This window comes from Streptomyces sp. NPDC043738, from assembly GCF_056436545.1.
Window position 1 is genome coordinate 227,155 of record NZ_JBWKCJ010000001.1, and the last position, 19,495, is coordinate 246,649.

The following is a 19,495-nucleotide window of genomic DNA, read 5'->3' on the forward strand; positions in this document are numbered from 1 at the left end:
GGAGCGCCCAGGGGCGTCCTCCCCGCGCCGTCACCGCGCTCCACGGGACTCGCGGTCACTCCAAGAGACTGCCGAGCCGTCCCTCCAGCACGACCAGCAACTCACCCAGCGCCTCGGAGAGTTCCTCCTGCCGCTGATCACCGATGCCGTCGAGCAGCGCCGCCTCGTACCGCAGCTGCTCCGGCAGCAGCCGGTCGATGGTCTCGCGGCCCTCGTCGGTGAGCGAGAGGTGCGCCACGCGGCGGTCCCGGTCGTCCGGCCGACGGGCGATCAGCCCCCGCTCCTCCAGCTGCCGTACGCGCTTGGTCACCGCCGCACCGGAGGCGAAGGTCTCGCGGGCGACCCGCCCAGGGGTCAGCTCGCGGTCCATCCGGCGCAGGGTGCCGAGGATGTCGAACTCCGGCCGGGTCAGCCCGGCCCGCCGCAGCGGTGCGTCGGCCGCCTGCTGCAGCAGGGCGGAACAGCGGTTGAGCCGCCCGATCACCGCCATCGGGCCGGTGTCCAGCCCCGGGTGCACCTGCTGCCACTGGCGCAGCACCCCTGCGACGATGTCCTCGGTCACCCGCACTCTCCTCTCGGCCAGGCCGTCCGCCACTCGGTCCCCTCCGAGCGGTCGGCGCCGGGGTCAGGTCCGGGACCGCGGCGTCCGGCGCGGCCCGTCCGCTGCTGGTCACCCGGTCCGCTGCTGATCACCCGGACAGGACCTCATTGTGCCTGCCGCACGGCGCCGTCCGCCGCGCGGGCGGGCGTACGGGTCAGGCGGCCGGTGACGGCGCCGCGGCACCCGTCGGCCGCCCCCGGCCCACCGAACAGGCCCCAAGAGCCACCGGAGAGGCCCCGAGCCGCCGGACGACTCCGGCCAGCGCGCGGTGCCCTCGCTGCTCGGCACCGGCGATCCGCTCCTGCGGGACGGCGCGCTGCCACCACTCGCCGGCCGCCGCCTCCGCGGCCTCACGGAGCTCGACCAGGCAACCGGCCAGCCGGTCGCGCGCCCAGCAGACCTCCCGGGTCTCGTCGCCCTCGGGCGTCGGTCCCGCCGTGAGCAGCCGGAGGACGGCGGCCTCCGCCTCCGCCAGCCGCTCCAGCGCACCCTCGACACGGTCCGCCGCCCGCCGGTTGGTGACCACGACACAGCACGCCAGGCCCACCGTCGCGCCCACCACGGTGTCGATCCAGCGGTCCGTGATCAGCGTCGCCGCCGGCCGATGACCGCCGAACTCCGTCAGCAGCAGCGCCATCGGCGTGACCCACACGGAGCCCAGCCAGTAATTGCGGCTGATGCAGGCCTCCGCCCCGAGCTGGCAGGCCAGCGCCAGGGCGACCATCGCGAGCGGCCCGGTGCGGATCACCGGCAGCAGCGCGGTGAACAGCAGCAGACCGAGCAGATTGCCCAGGGTGCGCTGCAGCGCGCGCTGCCAGGAGAGGGTGGTGTTGGCCTGGTAGATCGAGGCGGCGGTCACCACGGCCCAGTACGGGTGCCCGACACCGACCGCCATCGAGGCCCAGCCCGCCAGTACACACCCGGCGGCGACCCGTACTCCTATGGGCAGCAGCGGTGAACCCGGCGCCAGCCGGGAGGCCACCGCACGCAGCCCACGCGGATGATCGGGGGCGGGCCGCCGCGGGCCCACCGCTTCGGCGACGGCGCCCGCCATGGGTTCCCCGGGCCGGGTGCCGCCCCGCGCCTCGACGGGGACGCCGATCCCTTCCCCGGCCTGTGCCACCGAGAGCGGAACAGGGGGGAGCGGGCGCCCGCGCCGGAGGTCACGGGCCCAGGCGGCGAGGACGGCGGCTTGGGCGTGAGTTTGGGCTTCTGCTCGGGCCTCGGCTTGGGCTCGGGTTATGGATCGGGCCTCGGCCTGGGTTCCAGGTCGGGCCCCCGGTCGGGCTCCGGCTCGGGCTTCGGTGCCTCCGGGCTCCCGGTCACCCGAATCCGCCAGTACCGCCTCCGCCCGCACCAGCATCCGTTCGAGCCCGGTCCGCGCCGCCGCCTTCTTCGGGGTGCGGGCCGCCGGAACCAGGAACAACGTGTGCCAGGCCGCGTGCACGGCGGTCGCGGCCGCATGCCGGGCGTGCGCCGACTGGGCCGCCGCCGCGCCGCCCGAACCCGGCTTCGTACGCAGCAGACCGGCGGCGGCCTCCAGCGCACGGGCGGTCGCGATCCGCTCCGGACCCTGCGGACGGACCAGCGCCGGCGCCATGCACACCAGCCAGGCGAGCACGCCGGCGCCGAGCGCCAGCGCCAGGTGCCAGGGGACCTGCCCCAGGCGCTGCGGAACGAAGAACGCCGACGCGGCGACGAAGGTCGGGATGAGGTTCCCCGGTGGGCCGATGCGCGTCGCGTCGCAGACCATCTTGTGGACCGCGGCGAGCAGCGAGGCGAGTACGACGAGCAGCGCGGCCGAGGAGATCAGCGAGGCCGCGGTCAGTGCCACACCCAGGCTCGTGACCATGCCGAGCACGACCCACGACAGCGTGCGGGCGCGAGCGGCGTACGGCAGACCGTGCGCGTACAGGGCGCACATCGCCCCGGCCGAGGTGTAGAGGATCAGATCCAGCCGGCCCAGCACGAGGAGCGTGAGGTCGGGGATCGCCAGGGCGGCGACAGCGCTGAGCGCCGGCTTGTGCCAGATGTCGGCGGGGCGGCGCAGCCGCACGGTGCTCTTGATCGGCAACGGCCGGGTGCGCACCACGCCCGTCGGCTCGACGCTCCCTGTCCTCCCACGCTTCCCGGCGGGCCTGGCATGCTTCCCCATGGAAGGAAGATTAGCAGGTGTTTTACTCGTGAAGTGTTTCGTGGTTTCGCACCGCCCCGCCCGGGAGCGGACACCGCCCGGCGGAGAGCGACAATGTGCGGGTGCCAGCCGCCAAGAAGAAGACGACCACCGCGAACGCGTCACCGGAGCGCCGCCGCGAACTGCTCGACACCGCGGCCGAGGTCTTCGCCGCGCAGGGCTACAACGCCACCACCGTCCGCCGGATCGCGGACGAGGCCGGGATGCTCGCGGGCAGCCTCTACTACCACTTCGACTCCAAGGAGTCGATGCTGGACGAGATCCTTTCCACGTTCCTGGAGGAGCTGTGGGACGGCTACGACGCGGTGCTCGCCGCGCGGCTCGGGCCGCGGGAGACGATCGAGGCGCTGGTCACCGAGTCCTTCAGGGAGATCGACCGGCACCGCGCGGCCGTCGCGATCTACCAGAAGGAGGCCAAGCACCTCGCCGGTCAGCCCCGTTTCGGCTACCTCGCCGACTCCCAGCAGAAGTTCGAAAAGGCCTGGCTGGGCACCTTGGAGCGGGGAGTGGCCGACGGGGTCTTCCGCGCCGACCTCGACATCCGGCTGACGTACCGGTTCGTCCGCGACACCGTCTGGGTGGCCGCCTCCTGGTACCGGCCGGGCGGTCTGCACAGCCCCGAGGAGATCGCCCGGCAGTACCTGTCGATGGTCCTGGACGGCATCGCCGTACGCGAATGATCAGCCGGCCGGGCGAGGAGCAACGGCCCGAGCCGCGGCGGCGCGCTCTCAGGCCCCCGGGCTCGGCCGTCGCACGGCGGTGAGGCCGTTCAGCAGGAGACGTTCTTCACGTACAGCGCCCGCGGCGTCGTCGCCGTCTTGCCGTAGCGGACGTCCTTCGTCGTACCCCCGGAGAGGCGGCCGCGCGGGTCCTTGTGGTGCGGGATGACGACGGTGAAGCACGAGGTGCGCAGGGCGCACAGGTTCGCCAGGCGTACGTACCGCTGACCGCCTTTGTCGAAGTACTTGCGCACCTTGACGCACCGCGGCGGATGGCCGGCGGCTGCCGCTTCCGCGGCGGTGGTCAGTGTCAGTGAGGCGCTGCATGCCACTGCTGCCAGCGCTATGGCCAGAAACTTCCGCACGTCATCTCCCCCGAGAGAAACTCAGACTCAGACTCCCCCTGCGAAACCCGTTCTGGCTTCGCACGTTCATTCCCCATTGTCCACACCCGCACCGCAAAATCAGCCCCGGGTGCCACGCGGGGACACAAGTGCGACACAAGAGCGACCTTTTCGATACCGGGTGGGACGGTAGCGAAACGCGGGGAAACGGGGCAAACGGCTGGGCGCCCGATCGCACCCTGCCGGGGTGCCGTCACCGTCCGCCACCGCCACCGCCACCGCGACCGCCACTCGTCTCCGTGTCCGGGCCGGGCCGGGCCGGGCCGGGCCGCGGAGTCTGCCAACGAGGCCCAAGCCCCGGAGCCGACCGGCCGAGCCGGGCGCCTGCCGTCGACCCGAGGTCTACAAGGTGAGCGACACCGTCGAGCGGCGCGTCGACCTCCTCAGGCAATGGCGCGGCATCGCCACCCCGCTACTACAAGGACGCGGCGTAGCGAGGGGGGACCGGACCGAACCCGCATGCTCCGGCGAGCGGCGAGCGGCGAGCGGCGAGCGGTGAGCGGTGAGCGGTGAGCGGCGAGCGGTGAGCGGTGAGCGGCGAGTGGCGAGCGGCGAGCGGTGAGCGGTGAGCGGTGAGCGGTGAGCGGTGAGTGGCGAGTGGCGAGCGGTGAACGGTGAACGGTGAGTGGCGAGCGGTGAGTGGCGAGTGGTGGACGGAGAGGGCGGACCGGGCCCGGAACCCTCACTCGCCGGGAGACGGACGTGCCGTCACCACCCTCAGCCCCCGGTCGGCGAACTCGCGACGGGTTGCCTCCTTCGCGCCGCCGTCGGTGATGAAGGTGTCGAAGACATCCGCATCGCCGACCCGTGCGAAGCAGCGCTCGCCGATCTTCGACGAGTCCGCGACGACGACGGCACGCCGGGCACGTTCGGCCATCAGGCGGTTGACGCGGGCCTCCGCCTCATCGTGCACCGTGGCCCCCATCAGCGGGTCCATCCCATTCGCCCCGATGAACGCGATGTCGATCGAGATCTGCTGCAGTACCAATTCGCTGAACGGGCCGACGAGTTCGAACGACCGCGAGTGCGCCACCCCGCCCGTGAGCACGATCTTGATTTGCGGCCGCACGGCCAGCTCGTTGGCGATGTTGAGGGAGTTGGTGACGATGGTCAGATGCGGCTGCGGCCCCGCCTCGGCGAAGTCCGGACGGGTGGCCAGCACCCGGGCGATCGCCGTGGTCGTCGTGCCACCGCTCAGACCGACCACATCCCCCCGCTCGACCAGCTTGGCCGCGGCCTTCGCCACCGCCTCCTTCTCCTCCGACCGGTGCGCGTGCTTGTAGCGGATCGGCAGGTCGTACGCCACCGAACTGAGCACCGCCCCGCCCCGTGTGCGGGTCAGCAACTGCTGCTCGGCGAGGGCGTCCATGTCGCGCCGCATCGTGGCTGCCGAGACCTCCAGAGCGGTCGCCGCCTCCTCCACGTCTACCCGACCCCGGTCCCCGAGCAGCTCGAGCAGTGCGTTCATCCGTTCATGGCGCTTCATAGCGCGAGCCTAATTCGTTTCCCTCGGCCACCGTGACGCCCAGTGCGCACCCCCGTCCTGGGGCGGCCGCCCGCTCACCCCCGAGCCGGTGCCTGGGCCGCGTACTGGACCGGAACCGTCGTCGGAGTGCCCAGCACGCCCAGCAGCCTCGCGGCTTCCTCGGCCACAGCCTCGCGGGCCGGCTTCACATACTTCCGGGAGTCGACCAGTGACGGATCCGCGCCCAGCGTCCGGCGTATCGAGTGGGTGAAGACGGAGACCAGATGAGTGGAGATATTGATCTTCGTCATTCCGGCGGCGATGGCTCGGCGCAGCTCCTCGTCCGGCACTCCGGAAGAGCCATGGAGCACCAACGGCACCGGCAGGGCGGCGTGCAGCGCCCTGATGAGGTCCTTGTCCAGCACGGCCGTGCGCTCGTGCATGGCATGCGACGAGCCGACGGCCACAGCGAGGGCATCGACACCGGTGGCACGGACGAAGGCCAGGGCCTCGTCAGGGTTCGTGCGCACCCCCGGTGCGTGCACACCGTCCTTGCCGCCGACCTCGCCGAGCTCAGCCTCGACATAGGCGCCCCGCTCGTGGCACCAGACGGTGAGTTCAGCGGTGGTGGCGACGTTCTCCTCGTACGGGAGCGCGGAGGCGTCCACCATGACCGACCCCACTCCGGCCCTGATGCCTTGGCGGACCAGGTCCGCATCGGTGATGTGGTCGAGGTGTACCGCGATCCCGGCGCTGGAGTCCTCGGCGAGAGCGAGGGTGGCGCGGGTGATCGGCAGCAGACTGCCGTGGTAGCGGATGCAGTTCTCGCTGATCTGCAGGATCAGTGGGGTGCCGGTGTGCTCGGCGGCGGTGACCAGCGCCTCGGCGGTTTCCAGATGGATGACGTTGAAGGCCGCCGCGCCGACCTGGGCCTCACGCGCGGCGTCGACGATGGATGAGGTGGGAACGAGGGGCATGGCGCGCTGACTCCCTTGCGTGCGGGGTGGATTGGCGTGCGGGGCACAGGCGGTGGCTGGGGCGTGTCCTAGGAGGCGGCCGGCGCCTCGAGCATCACCGAACGGGTCAGGCTGCGCGGGTTGTCCGGGTCCAGGCCGCGGGCTCGGGCCCGTTCCAGCGCGACCCGCTGAACCAGCACAAGATCGGCCAGCGGATCGCGGGCATGGCACACAAAGCGCGCACCGGTCCGCGCCACATCGGCCTCCAGCCCTTCGGGCGCCCGGCCGAACAGCCAGGTCACCCGGCCGGGGGCGGCTATCGCGATCGGACCGTGGCGGTACTCCATCGCGGGGTAGGACTCCGTCCAACTCTGCGATGCCTCCCGCATCTTGAGCGCTGCTTCATTGGCGAGGCCGAAGGTCCAGCCGGTGCCGAGGAACGAGAACTGCTCGGCGTCCACCCACTCCTGGTCCAGCGGCGCGGCCAACGCTTCCCGGGCGTCGGCCACCGCCTGCGAGACGTCCTCACCCAGGTGGGCGCGCAGCAGGGTGAGCGCCGTCGTCGCGAAGCGGGTCTGCACCACCGACTTCTCGTCGGCGAAGGGCAGCGCGACCGTGTCGTCGGAGATCGCCGTCGCCGGCGTCTCGGGGTCGCCGATGATCGTCACCGTCGGGATGCGCCCCTTGACCGCGTCGAGCACGCGCAGCACCTCGGTCGTGGTGCCCGAGCGGGTGATCGCCACCACCGCGTCATAGCCGCGGTCGCCGCCGAGGAACGCCTCCGACGCGGCGAAGGGGTCCGTCACGCCGAGCCCGGCCCCCTCGCGCAGCGCCGCGTACGACTGCGCCATGAACCATGAAGTGCCGCAGCCGATCACGGCGACGCGCTGCCCGGCCGCGGGCAGTGTGGCCACCGCCGCTCCGATCCGCGCGGCCTCCTGCCAGGTCTCCGGCTGACTGTGCAGCTCCTGCTCCATGTACGAGGTGTCGTTCATGGCCACCCTCCCGTGATGCGTGAAAAGGATCTGGATCATCCTGTGCTGCGATGCTGCGTGAAACTGCAACTTTTAGCTTCGTTGCAATCGACTGTACGCAGAATCTTGCTCGGGATCCATCCCTCGTATGGGTGGATGCGCCAGAGGGAGGGGTGATGGGTCTGTGCTGGTGGGGGCCGTTCAGGGGTGTTGGGAGAGGCGCGGGGAGGGGTGAAAGCGGTGGATGTGGGGGTGGCGGGCGCGCGGCGGGGTAGCAGCTTGCTGTTGACAGCTGCGTGAAAGAGGCTGGATATTCGCAAGATCAATCAAGCACTCCTGCACTCATGCGCTCACGCAGATCGGTCGGTCGTGCAGTAGACCGCTCCGCCGTACAAAGGACTTCGCATGTCCATTGCCACGCTCTCCGCGACGCCCCCGCCACCCTCCTCCCGGGCCGCACGCCGCAGCGGCAGAATGTTCGCGCTCACCGGCGCCGTCGTCGGCGTCGTCTACGGCTACGACACCGGCAGCATCTCCGGTGCCCTGGTGTTCCTGAGCAGGGACTTCCACCTCACCGAGGTCGAGAAGGGCCTGGTCAACAGCATCCTGGTGTTCGGCTCCATCGTGGGCGCGCTGATCGGCGGCAAGCTCGCGGACGCCCTGGGACGCAGGGCCGCGATGCTGATCGTCGCGAGCTCCTACGCCGTGTTCGTCGCCCTCTCCGCCCTCGCGCCCAACGTCGTCGTGCTGGACATCGTCCGGTTCCTGCTGGGCGTCGCCATCGGCATCTCGATCGTCGCCGCCCCGCTCTATGTCGCCGAATCGACGCCGGCCCGGATCCGGGGCGCCTCCGTCGCCGCCTATCAGGTGGCCACGGTCGCCGGCATCGTCATCACGTACTTCGTCAACTGGGGCCTGTCCGGCGGCGGCCACTGGCGCTGGATGCTCGGCCTGTCCGCGATCCCCGCGGCGCTCGTCCTGATCCCGTTGCTCCGGTTGCCGGACACCCCGCGCTGGTACGTCCTCAAGGGGCGCACGGAGCGAGCCGTCGAGGTCATGGCGACGACCGATCCGGACGTCGACCCGCGCGCGGAGGTCGCGGCCGTGAGTGCCGCGCTCGCCGAGGAGAGCGGCGGATCGGCAGGCTCGCTGCTGCGCAGGCCGTACGCCCGAGCGGCGTTCTTCGTCGTCGGCCTCGGCTTCTTCTGCCAGATCACCGGCATCAACGCCGTGACCTACTACAGCCCGCAGATCTTCGAGGAGATGGGCTTCACGGGCGACGGCCAGAACTTCCTGCTGCCGTCCTTCGTTCAGCTCGCCTCACTGGCCGCGACGGTTCTCGCCATCCTCGTCATCGACCGGCTCGGCCGCCGCGCGGTGCTGCTCTGCGGCATCGGCACGATGGTCATGATGCTCGCCGTGCTGACCGCGGTCTTCGGGACGGGGGATCTGGGGGGCGCCACGACCTGGATCGGCTTCGGCGCCATCCTCCTGTTCACCGCGGCCTTCAACTTCGGCTTCGGATCGCTGATCTGGGTCTATGCGAGCGAGGCCTTCCCCGCCCAACTGCGCTCCACCGGGGCGTCGGTGATGCTCACCGCCGACCTGGTCGCCAACCTCCTGATCGCCCAGTTCTTCCCCTCGCTGATGGCCTGGGCCGGCGCGGCCCGGACCTTCGCGGGCCTCGGCGCCCTCGCCCTCGCCGCTCTGGTCTTCGCCTCCGTCACGGCGCCCGAGACCAAGGGACGCCAACTGGAGGAGATCCAGGGCTACTGGCGCAACGGGGGGCGGTGGCCCGAGGCACCCGAGCCCGGTGAGGTGAGCCCCGGCTCGCTCGGTACGTCACCGGCATCGACGACCACCTCGTCGTAGACCGGAGCCTGGGCACGAGGGGCCGCGCCCGGTGTCGCGGGCCCGGCCCCGACCCACCGGACACGCCCTAGGAAGGCAGCTGCTCCCGGTACGCCTCCAGTGCCGGTGCGGTGGTCGTCGCCACGAACTCGGTGATCCGGTACTCGCACACCCCGGCAAGGGTGAACGGGTCCTCGGCCACGATCCGCTCCACGGCCGCCCGGTCCATCCCGGCGGCCAGGATCACGCCCCCGTCACGCGGGACCTTGCGGCCGGCCGCGATGAAGTGCCCGGCGGCGTACTCCTTCTGCAGCCACTCCACATGCTCCGGAAGGGCGGCGTCGACGCGTTCGATGGGCGCGGTGTAGGTCAGTTCCAATACGAACATGGCTGCAATATAGAGCAGGCCCCGCTCACCGGCCGCGCCCCCTCCCGACCGTGAAGACGCAGGCCGGAAGGTGTGTGAGGCCGGGCGGCCGGAGGCTCGCGGGCGGCCCGGGAACGGACGGGGCGGGCTGCGGCGGCTCAGGACATGGGCGGTTCGGGGCGGCGCCGGCCGTGCCCTGTCGCCTGCTCGTAGGCATGGCCGGCCTGGAGGACGGCGAGATCGGCGCGCGGCGCACCGATGAACTGCAGGCCCACCGGCAGACCACCGGGAGTGAACCCCGCGGGGACCGAGAGGGCGGGCACACCGAGGACGGAGATCAGGTAGGCGGACCGCATCCAGTCCAGATACGTGTGCGTGGGGCGGCCCGCGACCTCCCTCGGATACTCCAGCTCCGCGTCGAACGGCGTGACCTGGCTGACCGGGGCCAGGAGGAGGTCGTACCGGGAGAAGAAGCCGACCACGTCGAGGTGCAGCCGGCTGCGGGTCGCGGTGGCGGCCTTGAGATCGGCCGCGGTCAGGCGGCGGCCCTGCTCGATGTTCCAGACGAGGCTGGGCTTGAGGGCCGGCCGGTCGGAGTCGAGCAGATCACCGAAGGCCAGATCGAAGCTGTGCGCCCGCAGCGTACGGAAGGCCTCGTCGGCGCCGGTGAGGTCCGGGCAGGCCGGGTCGACACGGCAGCCGAGTTCCTCCAGGACGCTCAGCGCGGGCTCCAGAACGGCGAGGACGTCCGGATCGGCCGGTGCGTGTCCGCCGAGGTCGGGTGCCCACGCCACGCGCAGTCCGCGCAGATCGCGGCCGAGACCTGCCCGGAAGGCATCGCCTGGGGTCTCCAGGCTGATGGGGCAGCGAGGATCCGGCCCGGCCATCGCCGACAGCAGCAGCGCGGTGTCGGCGACGGTCCGCCCCATGGGGCCGGGGACCGCCAGGGTGTCCCAGAGGTCGCCGCCCGGGTGCGGTGGGACGCGGCCCGGCGTCGGCCGCAGACCGACCACGTTGCAGAAGGACGCGGGGTTGCGCAGCGAGCCGCCCATGTCGCTGCCGTCGGCCAGCGGCTGCATCCCGGTCGCGAGCGCCGCGGCGGCGCCGCCACTGCTGCCGCCCGCCGAGCGCGTGGTGTCGTACGGATTGCGGGTGATGCCGAAGACCGGGTTGAAGATGTGCGAACCGGCGGCGAATTCCGGGACGTTGGTCTTGCCGAGGCGGATGGCGCCGGCCCGCTGCAGCCGGCCGATCACCAGGTCGTCCTCGTCGGGGATGTGGTCGGCGAAGAGCGGTGAGCCGAAGGTGGTGCGCATACCGCGGGTGAGACGGGTGTCCTTGAACGCGATCGGCAGTCCGTGCAGGGGCGGGGCGGCGGCGCCCCGGGCGAGGCGTTCATCGGCGTGCGACGCGGCGGCGAGTGCGCCCTCGGGGTCGAGCGTGACGATGGCGTTGACGGACGGGTTGACCTGCGCGATGCGGTCCAGATGAGCCTGCACCACCTCCCGGGCGGAGATCTCGCGACGGCGTAACCGCGCGGCGAGGTCGGTGGCATCGAGTTCGTGGAGAGCGTCGGACATAGGGGCCTCCGGTGGTCTCCGTGCGGACGGGGCGGCGGACGGGGTACGGGGCGGCAGGGAAGGGCCGTGCACGTCCATGGCGTCAGCACCGGCCGGGCTCCGTACCGGCCGGGTTCACGATCAGCTGGGGCAGCCTGCCGGATGCACACTCCTCACGGTACCGAGCGCCACTGACAGGGCGTCGGCCCGGTCATCGCTCGATCGGCCGTTCGGTAGCGTGGTGGTCACCATGGACACTTCCCGAACGATCTCCTGCGACGAGGAACTGCGGCACTGGCCGACCGAGGAAGCCCAGGCACGCGCGGTCCAGGACCGGTTGCGGTCCCACGTACGGCTCGACGAGTCCGGGCCGGAGCCGGGCTTCGAGGGGACCGTGGTCGGGGTGGACGTCGCCTACGACGACGAGCGCGACGTGGTCGCCGCGGCAGCCGTCGCGCTGGACGCCCATACCCTCGCCGTCGTCGACGAGGCCACCGCCGTCGGGCAGGTCTCCTTCCCGTACGTCCCGGGGCTGCTGGCGTTCCGCGAGATCCCGACGGTGCTCGACGCCCTCGCCGGCCTCGCCCGGGTCCCCGACCTCGTGGTGTGCGACGGATACGGGCTGGCGCACCCGCGCCGCTTCGGGCTCGCCAGCCACTTGGGCGTGCTGACCGGGCTGCCCACGATCGGTGTGGCCAAGAACCCCTTCACCTTCCGGTACGAGCCTCCGGGGCCCGAGCGCGGCGCGACCTCTCCGCTCCTGGATGGCGACGAGGAGGTCGGACGTGCCCTGCGCACCCAAAAGGGCGTCAAACCGGTCTTCGTCTCCGTGGGGCACCGCGTCGACCTCGACCGGGCCTGCGCGCACACGCTCCGGCTGGCGGCGGCATACCGGCTCCCGGAGACGACCCGGGCCGCCGACTCACTGTGCCGCAAGGCACTGGCCGGGGCCTGACGACCGTGTTTGCCGGGCCCGGGCGCCGGGTCATCGCTCCTGGACCACGCGGAAGGTGAGGCCCGCCTTCTGGAGGCGGGCCGTCAGCGCGTCCCCCATGGCCACCGCGGTGGTCACCTGGCCCGCGGTCTCCGGGAGATCGTCGAAGGCCAGGCTCAGCGCCGATTCGGCGAGCATCTTCGCCGTCTCGTCGTATCCGGGGTCGCCGCCCGACACCTCGGTGATCAAGCGCTCACCGCCGCCGGAGGCGACGAAGCGCACCGTGAACCAGCTGCGCGCGCGGCGCTCCGGGCTCGGACCGTCGCCCGGCTCCAGACGGCCCGACAGCCAGCGCCGTGCGGGCGGCAGTTGCGCGAGCGCGCACAGGGCGCCCATCCCCAGTGCTCCGCCGACCGCGATCGGCAGCCGCCGCACGCCGGCGTAGTGGCGGTAGCGGAAGTCGGGCCCGTAGCGGTCCAGCGCCGCTGCCGAGCGGGCGATGACCTGCGGGTCGAGGGTCGGCAGCGGCACACCCCAGGTGCCCGTCTCGGCGCTCTTGACCGGTGCGCCGAACGGCGCCCGGACCGCACGTCCGGCCGGTCGCGGCTCGACCCGCTGTCTGGCGCGGGCGGCCCGCGCCATCGCGACCGGGCGCGACACGGCGGTCAGCGTGGAGGACAGCGTGCCGCCGGAGAACGTGGCGTTGGTGCGTACGAAGCCGTCGATGCGCAGCGGGACGCCCTCAGGGAGCAGCCCCACCGTGTAGTGCACTCCCAGGTCGTGCGGAACGGAGTCGAACCCGCTGGCGTGGACGAGGCGGGCGCCCGAGGCGCGGGCCGCCGCATCGTGCCGCACATACATCCGGTCGATGAACTCGGGCTCTCCGCACAGGTCGAGGTAGTCGGTGCCGGCGGCCGCGCAGGCGGCGACCAGCCCTTCGCCGTGGATCAGATACGGGCCGACCGTCGTGGCCAGCACCCGGGTGCCCGCGGCGAGGGCGCGCAGGGCGTCCGGGTCGCCGCTGTCGGCCCGCAGCAGCGGCAGGTCGGAGCAGGCCGGGTCGATCTCCGCCAGTTGGTCGCGCAGTTGCTCCAGTTTGGCGAGGTTGCGTCCGGCCAGCGCCCAGCGGCAGTCCTTGGGGGCGTGCCCGGCCAGATACGCGGCGGTGAGTGCGCCGGTGAAGCCGGTCGCGCCGTAGAGAACGAGGTCGTACGCCCGTCCGGAGGTGTCCTGCCGTGGCATCCCGCATCCTCTCGACCGCCCTGTTGACGTGGTGTCCGGGACCCTAGGCAGTTGCCGTCGACGCGTCAACGACCGGCCCGGCAACCCCCATTGGCCCCATCCGCCGCCTTGGTCCTCTGGTGGCGGGCAGGGGCCGGCGTGCGGTCTTGACAGGGCGTCGCGGTCGCGCCAGATTCGCCGTGAGCGCCGATGACATGGGACGTCCGATGTCCGGATCGCCGGTCATGGTTCGCCGGTGTTGTTCGCTCCTCGCCGCCTTCGGTGGCTGCTCTTCGGTCGTTGCACGACTGCTGGAGGAGGCCGGGTTGCCGTGACCAACCGCCCCATGGAGACACCGGACAGGGCACGGAGCGGGTACCGGGAGGTCACCCCGCGGCAGTGGAAGGCGATGGCCGGCGCCTGGATCGGCTACCTCCTCGACGGTTTCGACTTCGTGCTGATCACCCTGGTGCTGACCGAGATCGCCGAGGACTTCCGGCTGAGCACCGCCACCGCCGCCTCGCTGATCTCGGGGGCCTTCATCACCCGATGGCTGGGCGGCGCCGTCCTGGGAGCGCTGGGCGACCGCCACGGCCGCAGGACCGCCATGATCGCCAGCATCCTGCTCTACTCGCTCGGCACCTTCGCCTGCGGGTTCGCCTGGGGATACACCAGCCTGTTCGTCGCCCGGCTGGTGATCGGCCTGGGCATGGCGGGGGAGTACAGCGCCAGCGTGACCTATGTGCTGGAGAGCTGGCCCACCCGATGGCGCAACCGCGCCTCCGGGTTCCTGATCTCCGGCTACGCGGGCGGCACCGTCCTCGCGGCCGAGCTGTACAAGTGGGTGGTTCCGCACTGGGGCTGGCGCTGGATGTTCTGGATCGGCGTGCTGCCCGTCCTCGTCGCCCTGTGGGTGCGCCGGTCGCTGCCGGAGGCCGGGGACTGGAAGAGGGACGTCGGTGCCGCAACGGGACGCTCGGAGCAGGAGCGTCCGAATCCGTTCCGGCCGTTGTTCACCGGCCGCATCCGGTCGTGGGCCAACGCGGCCCTCGCGGCGGGTGCCTCGGTCGCGCTGTTCTGCGTCTTCACCCCCATCGGGGCGGGGGCGCTCCCCTGGCTGGCGGGCGTCGCGGCGCTCTGCCTGATCGCCTTCGCCGCGCAGCTCGGCGGCCGCCGGGGATGGCTGCTGTACGTGTCCCTGATGGCGACGGTCTTCTGCGCCTTCCTCTACAGCTGGCCCATCCAGGCCCTGCTGCCCACCTACCTCAAGACCGGCCTCGGATACAGCCCCGCCCAGGTCACCGACGTGATGTTCTACGCGGGCTTCGGCACCATGGCGGGCTGCTGGCTGGCCGGTTTCGTCGGTGACCGGTTCGGCACCCGGCGCGCCTATGCGGGCACGCTCCTGGCCTCGCTCGCCTTCGTCTTCCCGGTCTTCGCGGTGCACGACAGCCTGCCGGCGCTCGGCGTGCTGCTGTTCGTGCTGCTCGCGCTCAGCCAGGGCATCTCCGGCATCCTGCCGAAGTACATCGCCGGCCACTTCCCGACCGCGCGCCGCGCCGCGTCGCTGGGATTCGTCTACAACGTCGGGGCGCTGGGCGGAGCGGTCGCCCCCGTTCTCGGCGCCCATCTGGCCGAGGGCATGCCCCTGGGGCAGGCGCTCGCCGTGCTCACCTTCGGGCTGACGCTCGTCGTCATCCTCTTGGTGGGCGGCAACGTCCCCCAGCGCCTCGGGAGGCTGGTGGACCGACAGGCCCCCGGCGATCACCTCGTACTGGAGGCCGGCGAAGCGAAGGCCGTCGTGCCGGGGGCGCCGGCCGGCTCCGCCGCCGGGGAGGTGCCGACCGACCCGGCGTGACGCCGTTCGTCCCTCCGTCGGCCGGGTGTCCGGCGCTGCGCGGGCCGTTGTCAGTGCTCGCCGTTAGCGTGGGATGCGTGGGTCGGCCCGCGCGCGACAGGCGCGGTGCCGTACGGGGGAACGGACGTGGAGGAGCGCATGGCGAAGGCGGCGGATCCGGCGGCGCGCAAGCCCGTGGTCGGGCTCGGGCTCGGGCTCGGGCTCGCCGGGATGCTCTGCGACAGGGCGGCGGAGCCCCTGCGCGGCATAGCCCCGGCGACGCTCATCGTCGGGCTCGACGGGGGATAGCGGCGCAGCGGCAGCAGGCGCGCAAAGGCCCGTGGCGGCGATGGCAGTTGAGCATCGCCGCCACGGGCCTTTTTGGCGAGTACCACTTGGTGCGGGGGCTTGTGGAAAGTGGAACACGTTCTTAACATCACGAGTGTTACATCAGAAGTGTCACAGTGCGGAAGGGCATGGGGCGCGATGACAGAGCCGGACAACGGCCCGCTGAGCGGGGTGCGGGTGGTCGAACTCGCGGGCATCGGCCCCGGCCCGTTCGCGGCTATGCTGCTGGCCGACCTCGGCGCCGACGTCGTCCGCGTCGACCGGCCGGGAGGCGCGGGGCTGCGCATCGATCCGGCGTACGACGTCACCAACCGCAACAAGCGCTCGGTGCTGGTGGACCTGAAGACGCCCGAGGGGGTGGCGCAGGTACTGGAGCTGGCCGAGCGCGCCGACGTGCTGGTGGAGGGGTACCGCCCCGGTGTGGCCGAGCGGCTCGGCGTGGGCCCGCAGGAGTGCCTCGCGCGCAACCCCCGGCTGGTCTACGGGCGGATGACCGGCTGGGGGCAGCAGGGCCCGCTGGCCGACACCGCGGGACACGACATCGGCTACATCGCCATCACCGGTGCCCTCGGCATGATCGGCCCGCCCGACGGCCCGCCCGCCATCCCCGCCAACCTCCTCGGCGACTACGCGGGCGGATCGCTCTACCTCGTCATCGGTGTCCTCGCCGCCCTGCAGCACGCCCGCTCCGACGGCGGGAAGGGCCAGGTCGTGGACGCCGCGATCGTCGACGGCACGGCCCATCTGACGGCCATGATCCACGGCATGCTGGCGGCCGGTGGCTGGCAGGACCGGCGCGGTGCGAACCTCCTGGACGGCGGGACGCCCTTCTACGGGGCCTATGAAACCGCTGACGGCGGCTATATGGCGGTCGGTGCGCTGGAGCAGCGGTTCTACGGCGAGTTCATCCGGCTGCTGGGGATCGAGCAGGAGGCACCCGGCCGGGACGACCTCGCTGCCTGGGGCGAGCTGCGCACCGCCATCGCCGCCCGCTTCAAGACCCGTACGCGGCAGGAGTGGACCGCGGTCTTCCAGGAGTCCGACGCCTGCGTGGCGCCCGTGCTCTCGCTGCGCGAGGCCCCGCAGCATCCGCACCTCGCCGCCCGCGGCACCTTCGTCGACCACGGCGGGATCACCCAGCCCGCGCCGGCGCCCCGCTTCTCGCACACGCCGGGCGCGGTACGCAGACCGCCCGCCCGGCCCGGCGCGGACACCGAGGCGGTCGCCCGCGACTGGCAGGCCCCCGGCCTCCTCGCCCCGCCGCCGGCCGACCGCGCCGGCACGCCGGCCTCCGGCCCGGCCCGCGCCGAGCAGCAGGACACCGCCGGCTGATGGAACGGTCCACCGCGCTTCAGCACGCGGGCGGTCCGCGCCGGGCCCGCCCTATCGGTCGCCGACCGCTCCGGCAGCCGGTCACCGCTGGGCCCCAGAGCCCCAGCGCCCCGGCGCCCCGGCCCCGCGGGTCGTCGAGCGCCGGCACGTGCCGGCAGACGCCGCTGTGCGGGTCCGCCGGATACGTCCGCGAGCGGATCACGGCGTTCGGGGACGACGGCATGACGACGCCCGACGTCCACCCGGTGGGACCACAGCCCGCCAAGCCGACCGAAACGTCAAGAACTGGCTCTGAGGAGGGCCCGCAGAGATGAACGCCCAGATGAAGCGCCGGCTGTTCACCGCCGAGCATGAGGCCTTCCGCGAGACCGTGCGCACCTTCCTCGCCAAGGAGGTGACGCCGTATTACGAGCAGTGGGAGAAGGACGGCATCGTCAGCCGGGACGCCTGGCGGGCGGCCGGGCGGCAGGGACTGCTGGGCCTGGCGGTGCCCGAGGAGTACGGCGGCGGGGGCAACGCCGACTTCCGCTACAGCGCCGTCCTCGCCGAGGAGTTCACCCGCGCCGGAGCCGCCGGGCTCGCGCTGGGGCTGCACAACGACATCATCGGCCCGTATCTGACCTCCCTCGCCACCGACGAGCAGAAGCGCCGCTGGCTGCCGGGCTTCTGCAGCGGCGAGATCATCACCGCCATCGCCATGACCGAGCCCGGTGCCGGCTCCGACCTTCAGGGCATCCGCACCACCGCCGAGGACCGGGGCGACCACTGGCTGCTGAACGGGTCCAAGACCTTCATCTCCAACGGAATCCTCGCCGACCTCGTCATCGTCGTCGCCAAGACCACACCGGAGGGCGGCGCCCACGGGCTGTCGCTGCTCGTCGTCGAGCGCGGCATGGACGGGTTCGAGCGCGGCCGCAACCTCGACAAGATCGGCCAGAAGTCCCAGGACACCGCGGAGCTGTTCTTCAACGACGTACGGGTGCCCAAGGAGAACCTGCTCGGTGAGTTGAACGGCGCGTTCGTCCACCTGATGACCAACCTCGCGCAGGAGCGCATGGGCATAGCCGTCGCCGGGATCGCCGGCGCCGAGTATCTGCTGGAGATCACCACGCAGTACGTCAAGGAACGCGAGGCATTCGGCCGGCCGCTGGCCAAGCTCCAGCACATCCGCTTCGAAATCGCCGAGATGGCCACGGAGTGCGCCGTCACCCGCGCCTTCCTCGACCGCTGCATCGCCGATCACTCGGACGGCACGCTCGATGCCGTGCACGCCTCCATGGCCAAGTGGTGGGCCACCGAACTCCAGAAGCGCGTTGCCGACCGCTGTCTCCAACTCCACGGCGGATACGGCTATATGACCGAGTACCGCGTCGCCAAGGCCTTCACCGACGGCCGCATCCAGACCATCTACGGCGGGACGACCGAGATCATGAAGGAGATCATCGGTCGCTCCCTGCTCGGCTGACCCTCCTGCTGTGACCTCCCGCTGTGTCCTCCCGAAAGGCGCTTACCCAGTGAGTACCGAAGCGTATGTTTACGACGCGATCCGCACCCCGCGCGGCCGCGGCAAGGCCAATGGCGCCCTGCACGGCACCAAGCCGATCGACCTGGTCGTCGGCCTGATCCACGAAGTGCGCCGCCGCTTCCCCGGACTCGACCCGGCCGCCATCGACGACATCGTGCTCGGCGTCGTCGGACCGGTCGGCGACCAGGGCTCCGACATCGCCCGGATCGCCGCGATCGCCGCCGGACTTCCCGACACCGTCGCCGGCGTCCAGGAGAACCGCTTCTGTGCCTCCGGTCTGGAGGCCGTCAACATGGCCGCGGCCAAGGTGCGTTCGGGCTGGGAGGACCTGGTCCTGGCCGGCGGCGTGGAGTCCATGTCGCGGGTCCCGATGGCCTCCGACGGCGGCGCCTGGTTCGCCGACCCGATGACCAACTTCGACACCGGCTTCGTCCCCCAGGGCATCAGCGCCGACCTCATCGCCACCATCGAGGGCTATGGCCGGCGCGATGTCGACGAGTTCGCCGCGCTCTCGCAGGAGCGCGCCGCCGAGGCCTGGAAGGACGGCCGCTTCGAGCGCTCCGTCGTCCCGGTGCGCGACCGCAACGGCCTGGTCGTCCTCGACCACGACGAGCACATGCGCCCCGGCACCACCGCCGACTCGCTCGCCGGCCTCAAGCCGTCCTTCGCCGCCATCGGCGACGCCGGCGGCTTCGACGCCGTCGCCCTGCAGAAGTACCACTGGGTCGAGAAGATCGACCATGTCCACCACGCCGGCAACTCCTCCGGCATCGTGGACGGCGCGGCCCTGGTCGCCATCGGCTCCAAGGAGGTCGGCGAGCGCTACGGCCTGACTCCCCGGGCCCGCATCCTCTCCGCGGCGGTCTCCGGCTCCGAGCCGACGATCATGCTCACCGGCCCCGCGCCCGCCAGCCGCAAGGCCCTGGCCAAGGCCGGGCTGACCATCGACGACATCGACCTGGTCGAGATCAACGAGGCCTTCGCCGCCGTGGTGCTGCGCTTCGTCAAGGACATGGGCCTGAGCCTGGACAAGGTCAACGTCAACGGCGGCGCCATCGCCCTGGGCCACCCCCTCGGCGCCACCGGCGCGATGATCCTGGGCACCCTGATCGACGAGCTGGAGCGGCAGGACAAGCGCTACGGCCTGGCCACCCTCTGCGTCGGCGGCGGCATGGGCGTCGCCACCGTCATCGAGCGCCTCTGACCCC

General features: G+C 71.9%; 17 protein-coding genes. 8 read left to right on the top strand and 9 right to left on the bottom strand.

What is annotated here, in order from left to right; translation table 11 throughout:
* Positions 1 to 55 precede the first annotated feature (55 nt).
* Positions 56 to 562: a MarR family winged helix-turn-helix transcriptional regulator gene (locus AC0680_RS01040; RefSeq protein ID WP_478623770.1), complete on the bottom strand. Its 507-nt coding sequence runs from the start codon at positions 560 to 562 to the stop codon at positions 56 to 58.
* Positions 563 to 755: 193 nt separating this feature from the next.
* Positions 756 to 2,756, bottom strand: coding sequence for an FUSC family protein (locus AC0680_RS01045; RefSeq protein WP_478623773.1), 2,001 nt, complete (start codon positions 2,754 to 2,756; stop codon positions 756 to 758).
* 101 nt (positions 2,757 to 2,857) lie between these two features.
* On the opposite strand from AC0680_RS01045, the gene AC0680_RS01050 reads away from it, so the two are divergent.
* Entirely contained in the window at positions 2,858 to 3,475 is a 618-nt protein-coding gene (locus tag AC0680_RS01050) for a TetR/AcrR family transcriptional regulator (protein ID WP_478623776.1), read from the top strand.
* Between the two features lie 89 nt (positions 3,476 to 3,564).
* Here AC0680_RS01050 and AC0680_RS01055 read toward each other — a convergent pair whose 3' ends face one another.
* The 4 genes from AC0680_RS01055 to AC0680_RS01070 form a co-directional block, all read right to left on the bottom strand.
* Positions 3,565 to 3,879, bottom strand: a complete 315-nt coding sequence (locus tag AC0680_RS01055) for a hypothetical protein (protein WP_478623779.1) — start codon at positions 3,877 to 3,879, stop codon at positions 3,565 to 3,567.
* 721 nt (positions 3,880 to 4,600) lie between these two features.
* Positions 4,601 to 5,404 carry a DeoR/GlpR family DNA-binding transcription regulator gene (locus AC0680_RS01060; protein WP_478623782.1) on the bottom strand — a complete coding sequence of 268 codons (804 nt, stop codon included), beginning with the start codon at positions 5,402 to 5,404 and terminating at the stop codon, positions 4,601 to 4,603.
* 74 nt (positions 5,405 to 5,478) lie between these two features.
* On the bottom strand, positions 5,479 to 6,360 hold the full coding sequence (locus AC0680_RS01065; RefSeq protein WP_478623785.1) for a class II fructose-bisphosphate aldolase: 882 nt from the start codon (positions 6,358 to 6,360) through the stop codon (positions 5,479 to 5,481).
* A gap of 68 nt (positions 6,361 to 6,428) precedes the next feature.
* The gene (locus tag AC0680_RS01070; RefSeq protein ID WP_478623788.1) at positions 6,429 to 7,334 is read right to left on the bottom strand and encodes an SIS domain-containing protein; all 906 of its coding nucleotides are present in this window, start codon (positions 7,332 to 7,334) and stop codon (positions 6,429 to 6,431) included.
* Positions 7,335 to 7,718: 384 nt separating this feature from the next.
* Here AC0680_RS01070 and AC0680_RS01075 point away from each other — a divergent pair, with 384 nt between their 5' ends.
* On the top strand, positions 7,719 to 9,185 hold the full coding sequence (locus AC0680_RS01075; protein WP_478623791.1) for a sugar porter family MFS transporter: 1,467 nt from the start codon (positions 7,719 to 7,721) through the stop codon (positions 9,183 to 9,185).
* A gap of 67 nt (positions 9,186 to 9,252) precedes the next feature.
* Here the strand turns inward: AC0680_RS01075 and AC0680_RS01080 are convergent, their stop codons facing one another.
* Both AC0680_RS01080 and AC0680_RS01085 read right to left on the bottom strand, forming a co-directional pair.
* Positions 9,253 to 9,552: a YciI family protein gene (locus tag AC0680_RS01080; RefSeq protein ID WP_478623793.1), complete on the bottom strand. Its 300-nt coding sequence runs from the start codon at positions 9,550 to 9,552 to the stop codon at positions 9,253 to 9,255.
* Positions 9,553 to 9,689: 137 nt separating this feature from the next.
* On the bottom strand, positions 9,690 to 11,111 hold the full coding sequence (locus AC0680_RS01085) for an amidase (protein WP_478623795.1): 1,422 nt from the start codon (positions 11,109 to 11,111) through the stop codon (positions 9,690 to 9,692).
* A 229-nt stretch (positions 11,112 to 11,340) separates the two neighbouring features.
* Between AC0680_RS01085 and AC0680_RS01090 the strand changes: the two genes are divergently transcribed.
* The gene (locus AC0680_RS01090; protein WP_478623797.1) at positions 11,341 to 12,045 is read left to right on the top strand and encodes an endonuclease V; all 705 of its coding nucleotides are present in this window, start codon (positions 11,341 to 11,343) and stop codon (positions 12,043 to 12,045) included.
* 30 nt (positions 12,046 to 12,075) lie between these two features.
* Here the strand turns inward: AC0680_RS01090 and AC0680_RS01095 are convergent, their stop codons facing one another.
* Positions 12,076 to 13,266: a saccharopine dehydrogenase family protein gene (locus AC0680_RS01095; protein ID WP_478623799.1), complete on the bottom strand. Its 1,191-nt coding sequence runs from the start codon at positions 13,264 to 13,266 to the stop codon at positions 12,076 to 12,078.
* 325 nt (positions 13,267 to 13,591) lie between these two features.
* On the opposite strand from AC0680_RS01095, the gene AC0680_RS01100 reads away from it, so the two are divergent.
* The 5 genes from AC0680_RS01100 to AC0680_RS01120 all read left to right on the top strand — a co-directional run bounded on the left by AC0680_RS01100 (position 13,592) and on the right by AC0680_RS01120 (position 19,491).
* On the top strand, positions 13,592 to 15,103 hold the full coding sequence (locus tag AC0680_RS01100) for a sialate:H+ symport family MFS transporter (protein ID WP_478624452.1): 1,512 nt from the start codon (positions 13,592 to 13,594) through the stop codon (positions 15,101 to 15,103).
* A gap of 105 nt (positions 15,104 to 15,208) precedes the next feature.
* On the top strand, positions 15,209 to 15,391 hold the full coding sequence (locus AC0680_RS01105) for a hypothetical protein (protein WP_478623802.1): 183 nt from the start codon (positions 15,209 to 15,211) through the stop codon (positions 15,389 to 15,391).
* A 177-nt stretch (positions 15,392 to 15,568) separates the two neighbouring features.
* The gene (locus AC0680_RS01110; protein ID WP_478623805.1) at positions 15,569 to 16,762 is read left to right on the top strand and encodes a CaiB/BaiF CoA transferase family protein; all 1,194 of its coding nucleotides are present in this window, start codon (positions 15,569 to 15,571) and stop codon (positions 16,760 to 16,762) included.
* Positions 16,763 to 17,084: 322 nt separating this feature from the next.
* Entirely contained in the window at positions 17,085 to 18,227 is a 1,143-nt protein-coding gene (locus AC0680_RS01115; protein WP_478624454.1) for an acyl-CoA dehydrogenase family protein, read from the top strand.
* A 49-nt stretch (positions 18,228 to 18,276) separates the two neighbouring features.
* The gene (locus AC0680_RS01120) at positions 18,277 to 19,491 is read left to right on the top strand and encodes an acetyl-CoA C-acetyltransferase (protein WP_478623808.1); all 1,215 of its coding nucleotides are present in this window, start codon (positions 18,277 to 18,279) and stop codon (positions 19,489 to 19,491) included.
* Positions 19,492 to 19,495 lie beyond the last annotated feature (4 nt).